General features: G+C 35.9%; 18 protein-coding genes and 2 tRNA genes. 7 read left to right on the top strand and 13 right to left on the bottom strand.

The features are described 5' to 3' along the window. The 13 genes from lepB (Q0K35_RS06320) to Q0K35_RS06260 form a co-directional block, all read right to left on the bottom strand. Positions 1-470 (bottom strand): signal peptidase I (gene lepB, locus Q0K35_RS06320; RefSeq protein WP_294561818.1); only part of this gene is annotated, 470 nt, incomplete at its 3' end. After that, a complete protein-coding gene (gene lepB / locus Q0K35_RS06315; RefSeq protein WP_294561817.1) occupies positions 470-1030 on the bottom strand; it encodes a signal peptidase I in 561 nt (186 codons plus the stop codon). The genes lepB (Q0K35_RS06315) and lepB (Q0K35_RS06320), both read right to left, overlap by 1 nt. Positions 1031-1226: 196 nt before the next feature. Continuing rightward, positions 1227-1574, bottom strand: a complete 348-nt coding sequence (gene rplS, locus Q0K35_RS06310; protein WP_294561816.1) for a 50S ribosomal protein L19 — start codon at positions 1572-1574, stop codon at positions 1227-1229. 117 nt (positions 1575-1691) lie between these two features. After that, positions 1692-2423 (bottom strand): tRNA (guanosine(37)-N1)-methyltransferase TrmD, encoded by a 732-nt coding sequence (gene trmD / locus Q0K35_RS06305; protein ID WP_294561815.1) that lies wholly within the window; start codon positions 2421-2423, stop codon positions 1692-1694. Continuing rightward, entirely contained in the window at positions 2420-2911 is a 492-nt protein-coding gene (gene rimM, locus Q0K35_RS06300; RefSeq protein ID WP_294561814.1) for a ribosome maturation factor RimM, read from the bottom strand. The genes trmD and rimM overlap by 4 nt, the downstream gene beginning before the upstream one ends. 34 nt (positions 2912-2945) lie before the next feature. After that, the gene (locus Q0K35_RS06295) at positions 2946-3194 is read right to left on the bottom strand and encodes a KH domain-containing protein (protein WP_294561813.1); all 249 of its coding nucleotides are present in this window, start codon (positions 3192-3194) and stop codon (positions 2946-2948) included. Further along, complete coding sequence (gene rpsP, locus Q0K35_RS06290) at positions 3194-3466, bottom strand: 30S ribosomal protein S16 (protein WP_071442457.1); 273 nt, start codon at positions 3464-3466, stop codon at positions 3194-3196. Before rpsP ends, Q0K35_RS06295 begins: the two co-directional genes overlap by 1 nt. Before the next feature lie 134 nt (positions 3467-3600). After that, entirely contained in the window at positions 3601-4260 is a 660-nt protein-coding gene (locus Q0K35_RS06285) for a DUF1287 domain-containing protein (protein ID WP_294561812.1), read from the bottom strand. 88 nt (positions 4261-4348) lie between these two features. Then, positions 4349-5740 (bottom strand): signal recognition particle protein, encoded by a 1392-nt coding sequence (ffh, locus tag Q0K35_RS06280; protein WP_294561811.1) that lies wholly within the window; start codon positions 5738-5740, stop codon positions 4349-4351. A gap of 230 nt (positions 5741-5970) precedes the next feature. Continuing rightward, the gene (locus Q0K35_RS06275) at positions 5971-6750 is read right to left on the bottom strand and encodes a methyltransferase domain-containing protein (protein ID WP_294561810.1); all 780 of its coding nucleotides are present in this window, start codon (positions 6748-6750) and stop codon (positions 5971-5973) included. Beyond that, positions 6747-7454 carry a leucine-rich repeat protein gene (locus Q0K35_RS06270; RefSeq protein ID WP_294561809.1) on the bottom strand — a complete coding sequence of 236 codons (708 nt, stop codon included), beginning with the start codon at positions 7452-7454 and terminating at the stop codon, positions 6747-6749. Before Q0K35_RS06270 ends, Q0K35_RS06275 begins: the two co-directional genes overlap by 4 nt. 2 nt (positions 7455-7456) lie before the next feature. Continuing rightward, on the bottom strand, positions 7457-8071 hold the full coding sequence (locus Q0K35_RS06265; protein WP_294561808.1) for a thiamine diphosphokinase: 615 nt from the start codon (positions 8069-8071) through the stop codon (positions 7457-7459). A 52-nt stretch (positions 8072-8123) separates the two neighbouring features. Next, the gene (locus tag Q0K35_RS06260; protein WP_294561807.1) at positions 8124-9035 is read right to left on the bottom strand and encodes a carbohydrate kinase family protein; all 912 of its coding nucleotides are present in this window, start codon (positions 9033-9035) and stop codon (positions 8124-8126) included. Between the two features lie 147 nt (positions 9036-9182). On the opposite strand from Q0K35_RS06260, the gene Q0K35_RS06255 reads away from it, so the two are divergent. From Q0K35_RS06255 to Q0K35_RS06225, 7 genes are all read left to right on the top strand, one after another. Continuing rightward, a tRNA-Cys gene (locus tag Q0K35_RS06255) sits at positions 9183-9256 on the top strand. Between the two features lie 5 nt (positions 9257-9261). Next, positions 9262-9349, top strand: a tRNA-Leu gene (locus Q0K35_RS06250). A gap of 678 nt (positions 9350-10027) precedes the next feature. Beyond that, the gene (locus Q0K35_RS06245) at positions 10028-10606 is read left to right on the top strand and encodes a helix-turn-helix transcriptional regulator (protein ID WP_294561806.1); all 579 of its coding nucleotides are present in this window, start codon (positions 10028-10030) and stop codon (positions 10604-10606) included. 30 nt (positions 10607-10636) lie between these two features. Then, positions 10637-11434: a hypothetical protein gene (locus Q0K35_RS06240; RefSeq protein ID WP_294561805.1), complete on the top strand. Its 798-nt coding sequence runs from the start codon at positions 10637-10639 to the stop codon at positions 11432-11434. Positions 11435-11447: 13 nt separating this feature from the next. After that, entirely contained in the window at positions 11448-11663 is a 216-nt protein-coding gene (locus tag Q0K35_RS06235) for a hypothetical protein (protein WP_294561804.1), read from the top strand. 312 nt (positions 11664-11975) lie between these two features. Beyond that, positions 11976-12608: a geobacillin-26 family protein gene (locus Q0K35_RS06230; protein WP_294561803.1), complete on the top strand. Its 633-nt coding sequence runs from the start codon at positions 11976-11978 to the stop codon at positions 12606-12608. 622 nt (positions 12609-13230) lie between these two features. Continuing rightward, on the top strand, positions 13231-13578 hold the full coding sequence (locus tag Q0K35_RS06225; protein WP_294561802.1) for a hypothetical protein: 348 nt from the start codon (positions 13231-13233) through the stop codon (positions 13576-13578). Positions 13579-15310 lie beyond the last annotated feature (1732 nt).

Below are 15310 nucleotides of genomic sequence, written 5' to 3'. Positions count from 1 at the left end.
CTTGAATCCGTGGAATGCTGACGATTATCTCCCATTAGAAAATATTCATCTTCTCCTAAGGTAACAGGGCCAAAATCCTCGGTCAGCCTTCCATAGGCTGCTACCTCACTTACTACATATTCGGCATCTAAGAAATCCTGTTCAATCGGTTCATTATTGATATAGATCACATCATCACGACATTCAATGGTTTCATTCGGCAAACCGATGACCCTTTTTACCCAGTGATCCGCACTGTTATCCTTAGCCTCTACAACAACGATATCAAAACGGTGAATCTCGAAATTCCTGGAAATAATGCTTGAAAAACCTCTTTCTTTATCCTTCAATGTCGGATACATGCTGTTACCGATGACCTGAATCGGATTGACGATAAATCGAGTAACCACCATAAACACCAAAAACCAAAAAACAAGAAGTTTCAAAAAATCAAAAACTTCTTTTTTTACATCAAAATTTTTTTCTTCCATCACTTCACAACCTTTCCATGGTTAAAAGGCCACAATATAAATATATCCTTCGCAATCAATTGACTCATATCAAACGGTCCTACGATTCTGGAATCCAGCGAATGCACACGATTGTCGCCCATCAGAAAGACCTCATTGTCCTTAAGCGTAATTTCACTGAAATCTTTCGTAAAAAAACCATGTTCTTCAATTTCCTGCCGGACGTATTCTTCATCAAGAAAATCTTCCTGAATAGGCTCTCCGTTGATATATATCTGGTTATCTTTACAGGAAATCGTTTCTTTCGGAAGTGCTATTACACGCTTGACCCAGTATTCGTTGTCAACCTTCACGATAACCACGTCAAACCGTTCCACTCCCTGCGTTTTTAACGACAGGATGCTTGAAAATCCAAAGTCCTGATCATGCAATGTCGGATCCATGCTTTTCCCTTCGATCTGTATCGGATAGGCGATAAAATTAACGACGAAAAGCATGACAGCCAGACAGACTAAAAAAGTAACCTGCATCTGAAGTATATTCAATAATTTTGTTGTCGTCTTATTCCCAATTTTTCTCATGTTCTTATTATATCATTCTTTTTATAATTTTGTACTTAAATAAATAAATTGTCACAAAACATCCTTACACAAAAATCATTTTATAAGTCAAAGCATATACAAATAAAATGACGTCAATTCATCTATTTATATCATTGATGCACCTTGTCAGCTTTCTTTATCACAACTATCAAAAAAACAGACCGAAGTCTGTTTTCTAGCGAATCTCCTTGATACGAGCTGCTTTTCCGGATAATCCACGCAGATAAGTCAGCTTGTTTCTTCTTACCTTACCTACACGAGTTACCTCGATCTTATCAACAATTGGCGAATGCAGCGGGAATGTTCTTTCTACACCGACACCATTTGAAATCTTTCTTACGATGATGTTTTCATTGATACCGCCGCCCTGCTTAGCGATAACGACACCTTCAAATACCTGAATTCTTGATTTGTCGCCTTCTTTGATCTTTACGTGAACTTTTACCGTGCTTCCGCTTCTGATTTCAGGAAGATCTTTTTTTAACTGTGTTTTTGTAACTTCATTTACTAGATTTAAATTCATCTTTCTTCTCCTTTTCTCATGTATTTTTTTACGCTTATTCATTCGTATTGCTACCAGCGGAATAATCGTGCCTGTTTAAGCCTATTTATAATAACATAAATGAAATATAGGATGCAATTATTTTTTTTGATTTTCTTCTATAATTTCATTTAAAAACTGTTTTTCTTCTTTGGTAAATGCCCTTTTTTCCAACAGATCGGGACGTCTTATATAAGTCTTGCGCAATGATTCCTTCAATCTCCATTTACGAATATTTTCGTGATGACCGCTTAAAAGGATCTCCGGAACCTTTTTTCCATCATATTCGATCGGACGCGTATATTGCGGATACTCAAGAAGACCGTTTTCAAAGCTGTCATCCTCATGGCTTTCCTTCGTGATCACACCCTCCAGCAGGCGTATGATCGCATCAGAAATCGTCATGGCGCCAATTTCACCGCCTGTAAGCACAAAATCACCAATGCTCACCTCTTCATCCACATAGTCACGAATACGCTCATCAAAGCCCTCATAATGACCGCAGATAAGAATCAGATGCTCATATCTTTGAACATAGTCATGAGCCATCTTCTGATGAAAGACCTTCCCCTGCGGTGTCAGCAGAATGACATGTGAATTTTCTTGGCGAACAGCTTTCAGACAGTCTGCGATCGGCTGGACCATCAAAAGCATTCCTACCCCTCCGCCACAAGGTGTATCATCAACATGATTGTGCTTATCCAGCGTGTATTGACGATAATCAATACATTCAAGCTCAACCGCTCCTTTTTCAAGAGCCTTTCTGATGATAGAAGTCGATTTAAAAGAATCAAAAAATTCCGGGAAAAGCGTCAGGATCGTAATTTTCATAGCATGCCCTCGATCACATCCACATCGATTCTTTTTTCATCAATATCGACATTTAAAATAAATCGGTCGACATACGGAATTAAAATATCCTTCTTATTTTCACAAGAAATGCGTAAGATCTCATGTGCCTGTGTTTCCAATATTTCACTTACCTCACCTAAAAGCTCATCATGATAATATACCTGACAGCCCTCAAGCTCATAGTAATAAAAATCATCATCCTCACTGCCATCCACTTCGATCAAAAGCTCAAGGCCCTTATACTTCTCAACATCATTGATGTTATGATGATCTTTAAATGTCACCAGAACACAGCCCTTATGAATACGGAAAGAATCTATTTCAAAACAGATGGTTTCTTTACCATAATGAACAAATACTTCATTTCCCTTTGAAAATCTCTCTTCTAAAAAATCCGTATTCGGTATGACCTTCAATTCCCCTCTGATTCCATGGGTATTCACTATTTTTCCTATACTCAGATGCATACTCTCACCTCTAAAAATAGGATGCAACTGCATCCTAATAAGATTCAAACTTGATCGTAATCTTTTTATCTTCCTTGCGGCTTGCTACTGACATCATTTGGCGGATACTGGAAGCCATCGCTCCCTTCTTGCCAATCAAACGTGCCACGTCATCACTGTTTGCGTAAACATAAAGACAGATTTCATGCTCATCCAGCGTCTCCATCTGTTTCACTGAAAGATTCAGCGAATCACTGACGATAGGTTCGCACAGGTTATATAAAACCTTTTCGTAATCGATCATTATTTTGACAATTTAGATTCGTGGAACTGTTTCATGATACCCTGCTTAGATAAAATGTTACGAACCGTGTCACTTGGCTGTGCACCATTCTTCAACCATTTCATAGCAGTTTCAGCATCAACTTTTACTTCCGCAGGATTTTTAGTCGGATCATAATATCCAATTTGTTCAATAATTCTTCCATCTCTAGGAAAACGGGAATCAGCAGCTACAATTCTGTAAAAAGGAGCTTTTTTAGATCCCATTCTTTTTAATCTTAATTTAACAGCCATGTGTTTATTTCCTCCATATTTTCTATACGGACATGATTCTACCATACAGAAGAATAGATGTCAAGGTTTTTTACTTGACATCCATCACTATTTTCATGCTCTTCCAAATCAAATAATATGCTCCCTATTGATGCCTATTCACTTGTTCTAAAATGAGCAATGATCTCATATCTTCCTAATACATCTTCTTCATAGCGAAATTGAAAAGGTGAGGCATGGTGAATCAGAAATGGAATTCCTTGCTTATTTCTTTTATCCGATACGATACCGATATGTTCATGAAAAACAACGATATCACCACCCTGCCACTGTTCGATATCATGAATATCTGTCGTTAAAGAAAGGGCATGATTTTGAAAATAGACAAGTAAGTTACGCACCCGTCGGAAATCTATATTCGCATCTGCCACCTCAATATCATAATCCTCAGGATGGGCAGCGATATCTTCATCGACAAGTACCTGTAAGTCATAACCGGCATCTTTCAAGGCAAAAGCCACGACATCACTGCATACCCCATAGCCATCATCCGGATAACCTCCTTGATAATAGACACTTTTATATTTAGGATGAGTATTGATATAATTACGTGCATTCATCAGGATATCACTTTGATCATCGATCCCATCCTGATCCTTATCCACAGAGCTTTTCAATGTTTCAATACCAAAATAAGCATTGTCATAAGAGCGATGAGGCAGTATGTTGAAATGATACAGGATCATGATCAAGACACTTATCATCAAGATAGCACCAACAAGTAAAATATACATTTTTCTGGTTTTTTTGTTCATGTTTTCCCTCCTGCACCTATTCTACCATATTCTTATTTTTTTATTTCTTACGTTTTCCTTGCAAATGAAAAGAAGCCCCTTTGGACTTCTATCTTCTTCTTCCTTTTGTTTTCAGCTTAGGACGATTCATGCTGCCAGAACGCATCATCTGATTCATCTTCGCCATATTGGGCATACCGCCCTTCTGCATCTGACTCAGCATCTTCATTGCCTGCTTGCTTTGCTCGTACTGCTTGATCAACTTGTTGACATCACTGACCTGTACACCGCTTCCCTTTGCGATACGGCTCTTACGAGAAGCCCTCAGAATGCCTGGATCATCTCTTTCTTCCTGTGTCATCGAAAGAATGATGGCCTCTGTTTTCTTCATGTCATGACTCGCCTTGACCTCATCGATCTGACCTGCCATCTGGCTCATACCGGGAATCATCTTCAAGATGCCGCCAAGCGAACCCATTTTATTGACCTGGCGAAGCTGCACCAGCATATCATCAAGTGTAAAACGCCCGCTCATCATGCGCTTGGCCGTTCTTTCACTTTCCTCAAGATCCATCTTCTCCTGTGCCTGTTCCACAAGAGTCATGATATCACCCATACCTAAAATGCGATCTGCCATACGATCCGGATAGAAAATATCCAGATCATCGATCTTCTCACCCTGACTGGCAAACTTAACCGGTATTTTGGTAAGTGAGCGGACCGAAAGGATACCACCGCCTCGGGCATCGCCATCCATCTTAGTAGCAATCAAGCCGGTCACATGCAGCTGCTCCGTAAAGCTTTGGGCCACACTGACGATATCCTGGCCACTCATCGCATCTACCGTCAGCAAGATCTCATTCGGCTTCAGATAAGCTTCGATATCTTTTAACTCCTGCATCAATTCTTCATTGATGTGCAGACGTCCGGCTGTATCAAAAATAAGCGTATCATAGCTGTTGGCCTTCGCATAATCAAGCGCATGCTTTACCTGCGTCAGCACATCGACATCGACACCTTCGCTGTACACCTCAACATCAATGCTTTTTCCAAGCGTTTTTAACTGTTCAATGGCTGCCGGACGAATAATATCACAGGCAACCAGTAATGGTTTTCTGCCCTTTTTCTTTTTCAAAACATTGGCAATCTTTGCGGCAGCCGTCGTTTTACCGGTACCTTGAAGACCGACCAACATGATCGTTGAAAAAGAAGTCAGATTCAACTCATTATCACCGTCACCCAACAAAGCAACGATCTCATCATGAACGATCTTAACAACCATCTGACTTGGATTCAATGAATCCATGACCTCTGTACCCATTGCCTTTTCTTTGACATTGGCAATAAAGTCCTTCACGACCTGATAGTTTACATCTGCTTCCAGAAGTGACATGCGCACTTCCTTCAGCATCTCATTCATATTTTTTTCTGTCAGCTTACCTTGACCCGATAAGTTTTTAAAAGCCTTATTTAATTTATTTGTCAATGATTCAAATGCCATACTCCACCTCGTTTTTGCCTCACCATTATACCATAATTTTCACAAAAGACTATACCATTCTTAAAGACAGCTTTTCAAAGTATTCTTCATGCTGCACATGATGTTTATAAAAATGCTTATTCATTCATCTTAGTTATCAATATCTGAATTTTAGATTTTCATAAAAGCCGTGTTTTATCCTCAGCCATATGAATGTCCACTTATTGATAGATCATTACTTTGAATATTTATTAACAATCTTTTTTCCGATAGATTTGAATATCAAATGCAATCTCTGTATCCAGGCTTTCCATCTCAGCTACCTTATGTGCAGCCTCTTTACTGCTTTTCCAATAATAAGGCGTCATCATAAACAAAGCCTCAATATCATCATGATCATCGATATGAATGACATCCTCAACCTTCACACGCTCGATCAGTTCAAAGCGTTCATCCTTGATCAATTCCATCTCATTTTCATAAACCTGATCATATAATTTCTTTTTCAAACCATAAAGATGACGCCGATGCGGAGCCACCCGTATATAAATCCCTCGATTTTTCAAAACACGCGCACACTCATCAACAGGTGCAGGTGCAAAGATATTCGTTATGCCATCAACACTTTCATCCTCAAAAGGCAAACGAAAAATGCTGGCAACGACATACTGGGTATGCTTATCCATCCGTGAAGCTATCTTTAAAGCATCTTTACTTAGATCCACGCCATAGCATTCAGCCACATGTCGGCTCATGCCGGAAGTATAATAGCCTTCCCCACAGCCCAGATCCAGCAATACCCTTACCTGTAACCGAGTCACAATTTCTTCTAATCTTTCTTTTAAGAGGTGATAATAATCGGCATTCAAAAAGCGATGACGTGCGGCTACCATTTCTTTTGAATCCCCATGATTTCCGCCAAGCATCAGGTTTACATAGCCTTGTCTGGCCCTGTCATAGGTATGATTGTTTTCACACCTGAAAGTTTTCTCACAGCATACCAGCTTAGCACCGCACTTAGGACAGATCATAGAAGCGCCTTTCTGGCGTCATTATATATTATCTTAAAATCTTCAAATGTCACATCCTGATATCCCTGATCGTTTTTACGATAGATAAAGATATGGTCATGACCATCTTTATAAATATTATATCTGTTACCACTCAATTCGATCTCTCCGAAATCATAGCGATTCTCATCCTTGCGCATCTGCAGCTCAAGATCAGCAATTTCTTCCTTCTCGATACGCCACGTATAAGTTCCGTAAATCGGAAATGCCTTGATTACGATGACCGTATCCTCAACTTTCTGTTCATTCAGCCTTATGAATTTCATCTCGATATTTGAACGGACATCCACCGGCTGATCAAAGTCAACCTGACTCAGCACTTTTTTATAATCATCGTAGGTTTCATAAGGAACGATGACCAAAGAAACAGGATTCCCTACAAATGCATCTTTCGCAATGACCGGAACCTCCAATCTTGAAAAAACGATCTTTTCGATTCGATTATTTGCGAAAGCCCTGCTTTCGATCCATTTGATTTTTTTATGAAAATGAATCTGCGTCAAATAATTTCCTTCAAATGTTTCGACACCTATGGTCGTTGTCTTTTCTCCCAGATGTACATAATGAAGCGATTTTTTCTTAAAATCATCACCATCGATCACCAGTACGAAATCATTAAAATACAATTCTCCGTCCTTAAACAAGTAAAGCCTTTTTTCAACCATTCCTATCCCTCCGTTACGACTATGCAGATACATCCTTTATGAAGCGTGATCTTACTTTCTTTTCCTATAAACTCATTATCGACACCCAGTGTCGTCGCATTGCTTAAGCCTTTATGATCCAATGGATATTTCAGATTCTCAATAGAAATCAATGATTCCTCCACCAATGAAAAAACACTGATATAACCCCGCATGGAAGCATCAAAACATCTGCTTCCTTCACAAAGCACTTCTACACGGCTGTTTTGAGAAACCAACACCCCATGGGCCTTTTTCTGACATAAATAATTCAAGCACTGAATATTTCCTATGGTATGCTCCAAGCGTCCGCCCATAGCACCATACATCACAAATTCATCATACCCTCTTTCAAGTCCTGCCTGAATGGCCAGCATCATATCCGTATCATCTTTTTCCGGTTGGCTGCGTAAAACCTCGACATGACTGATTGAATGAGGATATGAATCAAAATCACCAACGACCAGCTGTGGACGGATATGCAGCTTTAAACAATACTGATATCCTCCGTCAACAGCAATGACAAAATCATTTTTTTGAAGAGAAATGTTTTCTTCCTTCATTTCTCCTGCACCAATTAAAATACATTTCTTGCTCATGCTATCATTTTATCACAAATTAAGAGCTGTGATGAACAATTCTATCATTATTTCATTGAATATTTTCAAGCCAGCGCGTTGCCCCTATCTGCGTGGTTGCCTTACCACCGCATTCATTACCGAAATCAAGGCAGTCCATGAGCGATTGCTTCTCCAAAAGCGCTTTAAAAAAGCCTGCCACAAAGCTGTCACCGGCTCCTGTCGTATCGACACATACAACTTCTTTTTTAGGCGATACCCAGCAATGAAGCGTATCATTATGAACATAACAGCCCTTGGCACCTATCTTAATGATGACATTTTTTGCTCCTGCATGATAAAGCTGTTCTGCCGATGCTTCAACGCTGTCAGCCCGTGTCACAAGCTGTGCCTCGGCATCATTGCAAAAAAGATAATCCACATATGGCAGTGACAGTTTAAGATCATCAAGCGTTTCCTGATGCTTACATTTTGTCATGTCGGCTGCAACGATCATCCCCTGCTTTTTAGCCGTCTTAAATAAGACCATCAGCTCATGATCCCTGATCTGAGGGAAAACAAAGATACTGGCAAAACAAACTATTTTCGCCGATGTGACAAAAGGCAATGGAATATCCTCTAAGGTCAGCTTTCTTAAAGAACCATTGGCATTTGTCAGAAAATGTCGTGATCCGTCTTTTTTGATCAATACGGTATTGATCCCTGTTTTCAAGTCATCACGCATCGTTTTTTCATTCAAGAGGATTTGCTGCTGCCGGCATTTCTTTACAATAAATTCCCCTGCCTGATCTTTTCCAAGAATCGTCATCAATTCTACTTTTTTATGGAAAGCCGAGAGAACAAGCGCCTCATTCAAGGCATCTCCGCCATAAGATAATTCGATATCTTCACATGGATAAGATCCTTCTTGAAAAACATGTTCATCTGTCGGGTATGCAAGCACATCTAAAATTGCTGCTCCTATGATAATAATTTCAGGTTTCATTTTATCATCTCCGACTCTATTCTATCATATTTTTCGACATGTTCCTTCCTGCTTTTGATTCTATGATAAAGAAAGATTTAATAAAATGAAAATGGGTGTTGCATTTTTGTCTATTTTTTTATATAATAAACAGGCACAAAGCAATACGGTTCCTTAGCCAAGTGGTAAGGCAATAGACTGCAACTCTGTGATCGCCAGTTCAAATCTGGCAGGAACCTCCATTTATGGGCTCGTGGTGAAACTGGTAGACGCAAGGGACTTAAAATCCCTCGGATGAATAATCCGTGCCGGTTCGATTCCGGCCGGGCCCACCATTTTGAAATATATGCTAATTCGTAAAACGAATTAGCTATTTTTATATATTTTCTGACTTATTTTAAACTGTTTGATAGTTCATGTTCGCAAGAGGATATTTAGCTTATCAACTGAATTTGATTGAAACTTTGCCTTGATGGAGCGTATGTTAAAAATCTAAAAGAAAATGTCAATATTTTGGATTTTTATACAGGAATGCTCCGGTTTTTCATTCAGAAGACAGGGATCCAATTTCTACTGCCATGAACAACATAATTTTTTTGTGACGATATGAAAAAAATTTTTTACCGGAATCCTATCAGTGAAACATTCAGAATCAATTATCTTACAAGACCATAGATCCATGACTATATTGATACCGTAATCATAGCTTCAGATAATGATAAAGCAGGAAGACAGGTTTATGATAAATTTGTGGAAAAATATCAGCCATTTTTACTCATACCAAAAACTATATTCCGATTTTCCCGAATCAAAAGATTGGAATCAGGATCTTATAAACTATAAGATAATAGAAAGGAAAAGATAAAACAATCTAATAAATTTACATTTCAATGACTAAATTCTACTCTTTTTCTTCAAAAAATTGAAAAAAACAGCCAACTGGACACAAATTCAGCACAAATGTCCTGTATTTTTTTCAATTATTATGCTTCAATATAGGCGAGGAGAAACATATGAATCAAGAAAAAATAGGATTGCTCATCAGAAAAAAACGAGTCGAAAAAGGATTGACACAAGAACAGCTGGCCAGCTATCTTGGTGTCAGCCCTAAAACGATTTCAAGATGGGAAAGAAGGTTGAATATTCCGGATGTTTCAATGCTTGAAAGCCTGTCTTTAGAATTAGGGATCAGTGTAAAGAATTTGATCATCGGAGAGGAAACTGTCGTACAGGATGTGGATCCTTCCACCTTGACAATTCTTTATATGCAGAAAGAAGAAATCTTCAAAATTGCAAAAAAGAAAAAAATCGTTCTGATTTGTCTCATGGTTTCTCTGATTCTTTTTCTGGATATTTCGTATGGCTACTTCTCAACAAGCCTTTCGTGGCAGATCAGTGAAGGAATATTTTTCCCAAAAGGAATTGTTTGTACACTTATTTTTGGAACAGGTTCTGCTTCAAATTATCAGGGTCTTTTACTCACTCAAATGTTCTATCTTTTCCTTTCGGCATTGATTCTTAATGTACTGTTGATTCTGCTATATGTTTATTTGTCTTTTATTCAACTAAAAAAAAGCATGGAAATAAATTAATCAAATTAAGATTTAAAGGAGTATAAGTATATGAAAAAAATCCTTAAAAGATTGTTAAGTATCACTTTATCTATCGGCATACTTACCTGTAATTTTGTAACTCCGCTATATGCTGAAGAAGTAAATAACCAGATTTTCTCTGAAGAAACTCAGGAATGGCTTGAATGGTTCAATTCCCTTACCTATGAGGAACAAATAACTGTTAGTTACAGACCTGCAGAAATCATTGAATATCTTAATGGAGATAATGCTATTCTTCCGGAGCTAAGAGCATTAGATAGAATCGATAACCCTCAAATCGGAACAAATTCAGTAATTCCAGATCAACCAGGCGGTGGAGGAACGATGGTTGTCGGCGGATATGAACTCGCCTACAATCCAAGCTACTGGAACGGTTCAAGAATTAATAAAGCAAATTGTTATTACTATGTAATGAATGTCGTTTCTTCATCAACTGATAAAGGCACACAACAGCCCGGTTTCAAAGCTAATTCTGTATTCACCTCGCTAATAGCATCCAATATAATTGCTGCAGTAAAAAAGGATATTCCATATTTTTCAAATGTAGTTAGTATCAGATCTTCTTCTGCAGGCGAAAAGCCAAGAGCAAAAGAATACAAAGTTGTTTTAGTTATCGCGCCTGGAAAAGATTATCACTGGTATAGACAAAATCCCGATGGCTCATGGTCACACAAGAGAGGCCATACTGAAGTAACACGTGTAGATGCATCAGGAAATATTATATATAATCCTCAGGGCTGCAACAGAAATTACGGTTCTCTAAATTATTCAACATTTGCAGGGTATTATATAGTTAAATATGCATAAAAAGATAATTCTTGTGGGAATAGGTTTAGCTTTGCTATTTATGTTTTCAACAAATCATAAAAGCAAAACCGTAAAAATGAGTTTTCCAGATTCGTTTTCCAAAGAAACTATAAAATGGTTAATGTGGTATGAATCCTTATCTTACGAAGATAAAAAGGCTACTTCATATGTACCAAAAGAATTGATAGAAGCTATGGAGAACGGTTACGAATACGAGTTAGCTGAATAATCATAACTGAAAAAGATAATTAATTGGAAGATAGAGTACGTTTTAAGGAAAAGGGATAAATATATGAAAGAGGTGTTAAAATTGATTATATTCGTTTCCTGTATAGAATGACTACCATTACGAGGAAACTAAAAGCAAATACACGATAGAGGTGCAAATCTAAAGAAAGACAGTCTAGTAGAGGAAAGACCAATGGATATATTATGATAATTAAGTATTAAATCCAAACTAAAGAATAATACATTTATGCAACCTAAAATTATTTTAGAGAAAGGAGATGCTTAATTTTAGGGGTTGCAAGCAATTAATATTATGCCTAAAAAAATATTTAAAATGTTTATCGTTGCTGTGATGACTTTAGCAATTGTTCCATGCAACGTTTCTGCTACGGATACAGAAGAGCCTACTGTTATTACTGATCCAGCAACCGAGTTTATATATACGCTTTTGAAAGATAATCAAGAAAGAAGAGCAATAAGCTACTATGAAAATGGCTACGAAGTAGTAATGACATATGATAAAATTGAAGAAAGCTTGACTGTCGACAAAACAAAAGATGGCGTCACAACCACTCAAGTATTTTATTCTGTGATTACTAGAACCATATTCTCACCATGGAATTATGAGATTAAAGGTACTGTTTATACTCTTTATGCTGTAATAAATGGTAAAGAGAGTAAAAAAGTTAGAATGAGATCTGCTTCTAATTCTGCAAATCTTGATAGATTTTGTGATGCAATTGATGATATGGTAGATACGGAAAAAAGCATCATTGCTTCTGTTGGTTTAGATTTATTAATACCAATTATTGGTGCTTTCTTCACTGGAGGAATCAGTTTAGTAGCTGCGTTATCAGCGATAGGTGCGGGAGCCGGAACTTTAGCGCAGGCTGATCATTTAAACGAATTATACGATAGAGCCAAGGAAGCATTTTTAGCTCTATGACATGGTATCTTATTCTCGATATTTTTATGCGTATAGCGATGATTTGGATTTGTATTGATTATGTAAAAAATAGATTTGAAAATCTAACAAAAACAAGGAAAATTATATCAATACCGCTGTACTCATTCTTAGCTATATGGGCTATATACCACTTAATTATCAATGTAATAGAAATAATAAATTAAAGGGGAGTTATCAACTCCTCCAATGGCATGAACTAAGTCACTCTTTTTCTAAGAAAAATATCACTATAAATAATAAAATTACACTTTGCAGTAAATACAAAAGAATCAAAATATCGCCTTATAACTCGATTTTATCATATAAATAATAACAATAAAAGATTTTATTTTAGCTATATTTTGGGTATTATATAAGTGAATAAAAAAGTATAAACTTGATTGTTTTTGTATTTGTTATATTGTTTGGTAGTTATCAAAATAAAAATGGAGGTCTGTCTTTACTTAGAGGCTCATTTCAAAATAAATAGGAAAATAAATTAGAAAATATTGTATTTGAAATTTATTTAAGAAAAAGATAGTAATGAAGAAGCATTGTTACATAAAGAAACATATTAGAATGATTATTACTTTATTTTGAGATATATCAGGGAGGAATGAATATGAAAAAAAAGCTAGTAATAGCGTTGGGACTAGTGCTGGTTGTATTACTAGTACTTTGCAGTATGAATTATAGGGAAATAAATGGAGTATATCAAAAGAAATACGGTGATACTCAAATTACGCTGACAATGAATAATGGAAGATATTCATTTTCTGGAGAATTGTCTTATTCATATATTGGAGATATAGTTCCACAGTCAGGTTATATTTATCAGCAGAAAGATAAATACTATTATCTTACTTCTAAATTGAATGAAGGTCCTTATTTTGAAGTGAAAGGAAATAATATTATTTTGCATTTAGCTGTTCATTATAGCACTGCATATGAATTTTATAAAATCAGATAATTTGGTAGAAGAAAATAAGTGTTGGCAAGTGATAAACGATGAAATATTTTAGAGCTTGTTTTAACAGAATCCTATATTGTTGCTATTAGTTATTACTCAATGGAAAAAGAATTAAACAAGCCAATTGATTTTAATATTTTAGGCAGTGATTCATGTAACTGTATCAGTGAAACATTCAAAATCAATTATCTTACAAGACCATAGATCCATGACTATATTGATACCGTAATCATAGCTTCAGATAATGATAAAGCAGGAAGACAGGTTTATGATAAATTTATAGAAAAATATCAGCCATAAAAATGAAGTACATAATAAAAAGAATGAACTAAGTCACTCTTTTTCTAAGAAAAAATATCACTATAAATAATAAAATTACACTTTGCAGTAAATACAAAAGAATTAAAATATCGCCTTATAATTTGATTTTATCATATAAATAATATCATTAAAAGACTTTATTTTAGCCATATTTTAGATATTATATAAGTGAAGACAATGTATAATCATGAAAGAGGTGGATCTTATGAAAGAGGTGTTAAATTTGATGATATTCGTTTCCTGTATAGGACGACTACCATTACGAGGAAACTGAAAATAAATATTTTAATATAAAGAAAGATCGTCTAGCAGAGGAAAGACCAGTGGATATTTTAAACTAATACATAATCTGATGGAGCGATTGTTTTAAGCACATATAAATATTCAGGCGGATCAGATATGATGCAAAGAGTATTTTATTTAAAACAATGGTGACCTAACGACATTCAAAATTTTGATGACAAGCATTTAAATATGTAGCAGGTCGATTCGTACCAGCAATTCTGGAATACATTCCTTCGGCCGTTAGCCAGATTTTGTCATAGCTGCAACTTTATCAACAAGCTATTGAAACAATATTTGTGGGGCAAATAACTGACATGTGTCTTTTTGGAAAGAAAGGAAAAGTAACAATAACGGGTTCCTGCAAGAGTATCGTTGAATGGACAGATAATAAGTTCTATGCAAGAAATGGTTCTGTATTTAGATCTGTTGTTAATCTTTTATCTTAATCAGGAATAAGAGAAAGGTATCGCCTTTCTCTTATTATAAATTAAAAAATATATATGATGAATATCATAACAAGTCACAGTTTATCGCATAAAAAAAGGAGGAAATATATATATAATGAATTGCTATTAAATGAGCTCTTTATAATATATATAGGTAATTATATGAACATTAAAAACTTTTTAAAAAAATATCGTATAACTTTTATTTATGGTATAAGTATGATTCCGTCTACTAGATTAAACCCACTAATTACTAGAATCTTTTTAGACATAGAAAATGCATATTCTTATAAAAATCAATTAATTGCTATAGAATTGGTATTTTTGCTTCTTTCCCTTATTCTTATTTTCAGCTTATATAGATATTATAAAAAGAAATATAAAATCATTCTTATAGGTATAAATGTCCTAAATATGATTCTTTTTAGCTATATAGTGCTCAATGCAATATTTAAGTTATCTGGCGATTATCAAACAATTTTAAGTTATACATCTTATCAAATGTTGCCGATATACTGGGTTATACATCTTATCAGCTGGGGATTTTACCAAATACAGAATAAAAGATAAGACTGCATTAATGAAAAGATTCAGAATAATTTGTAGTATCACTATGTCCTGCTGAGCAAAGAAAGTATCTATATTTTTTATCTATTATAATCTGAATTTTAAAATTTGAT

The organism is uncultured Traorella sp., assembly GCF_944327115.1.
Lineage (GTDB): Bacteria > Bacillota_I > Bacilli_A > Erysipelotrichales > Erysipelotrichaceae > Traorella.
The sequence above is the reverse complement of the archived record's forward strand: the minus strand, read 5'-3'. Positions and strand labels throughout refer to the sequence as shown.

Excerpts from the sequence above, each read along its gene's own strand:
- lepB (WP_294561817.1), bottom strand. The coding sequence starts at position 1,030 with ATGAGAAAAATTGGGAATAAGACGACAACAAAATTATTGAATATACTT.
- rplS (WP_294561816.1), bottom strand. The coding sequence starts at position 1,574 with ATGAATTTAAATCTAGTAAATGAAGTTACAAAAACACAGTTAAAAAAA.
- trmD (WP_294561815.1), bottom strand. The coding sequence starts at position 2,423 with ATGAAAATTACGATCCTGACGCTTTTCCCGGAATTTTTTGATTCTTTT.
- rimM (WP_294561814.1), bottom strand. The coding sequence starts at position 2,911 with ATGCATCTGAGTATAGGAAAAATAGTGAATACCCATGGAATCAGAGGG.
- Q0K35_RS06295 (WP_294561813.1), bottom strand. The coding sequence starts at position 3,194 with ATGATCGATTACGAAAAGGTTTTATATAACCTGTGCGAACCTATCGTC.
- rpsP (WP_071442457.1), bottom strand. The coding sequence starts at position 3,466 with ATGGCTGTTAAATTAAGATTAAAAAGAATGGGATCTAAAAAAGCTCCT.
- Q0K35_RS06285 (WP_294561812.1), bottom strand. The coding sequence starts at position 4,260 with ATGAACAAAAAAACCAGAAAAATGTATATTTTACTTGTTGGTGCTATC.
- ffh (WP_294561811.1), bottom strand. The coding sequence starts at position 5,740 with ATGGCATTTGAATCATTGACAAATAAATTAAATAAGGCTTTTAAAAAC.
- Q0K35_RS06275 (WP_294561810.1), bottom strand. The coding sequence starts at position 6,750 with ATGATCTGTCCTAAGTGCGGTGCTAAGCTGGTATGCTGTGAGAAAACT.
- Q0K35_RS06270 (WP_294561809.1), bottom strand. The coding sequence starts at position 7,454 with ATGGTTGAAAAAAGGCTTTACTTGTTTAAGGACGGAGAATTGTATTTT.
- Q0K35_RS06265 (WP_294561808.1), bottom strand. The coding sequence starts at position 8,071 with ATGAGCAAGAAATGTATTTTAATTGGTGCAGGAGAAATGAAGGAAGAA.
- Q0K35_RS06260 (WP_294561807.1), bottom strand. The coding sequence starts at position 9,035 with ATGAAACCTGAAATTATTATCATAGGAGCAGCAATTTTAGATGTGCTT.
- Q0K35_RS06245 (WP_294561806.1), top strand. The coding sequence starts at position 10,028 with ATGAATCAAGAAAAAATAGGATTGCTCATCAGAAAAAAACGAGTCGAA.
- Q0K35_RS06240 (WP_294561805.1), top strand. The coding sequence starts at position 10,637 with ATGAAAAAAATCCTTAAAAGATTGTTAAGTATCACTTTATCTATCGGC.
- Q0K35_RS06230 (WP_294561803.1), top strand. The coding sequence starts at position 11,976 with ATGCCTAAAAAAATATTTAAAATGTTTATCGTTGCTGTGATGACTTTA.
- Q0K35_RS06225 (WP_294561802.1), top strand. The coding sequence starts at position 13,231 with ATGAAAAAAAAGCTAGTAATAGCGTTGGGACTAGTGCTGGTTGTATTA.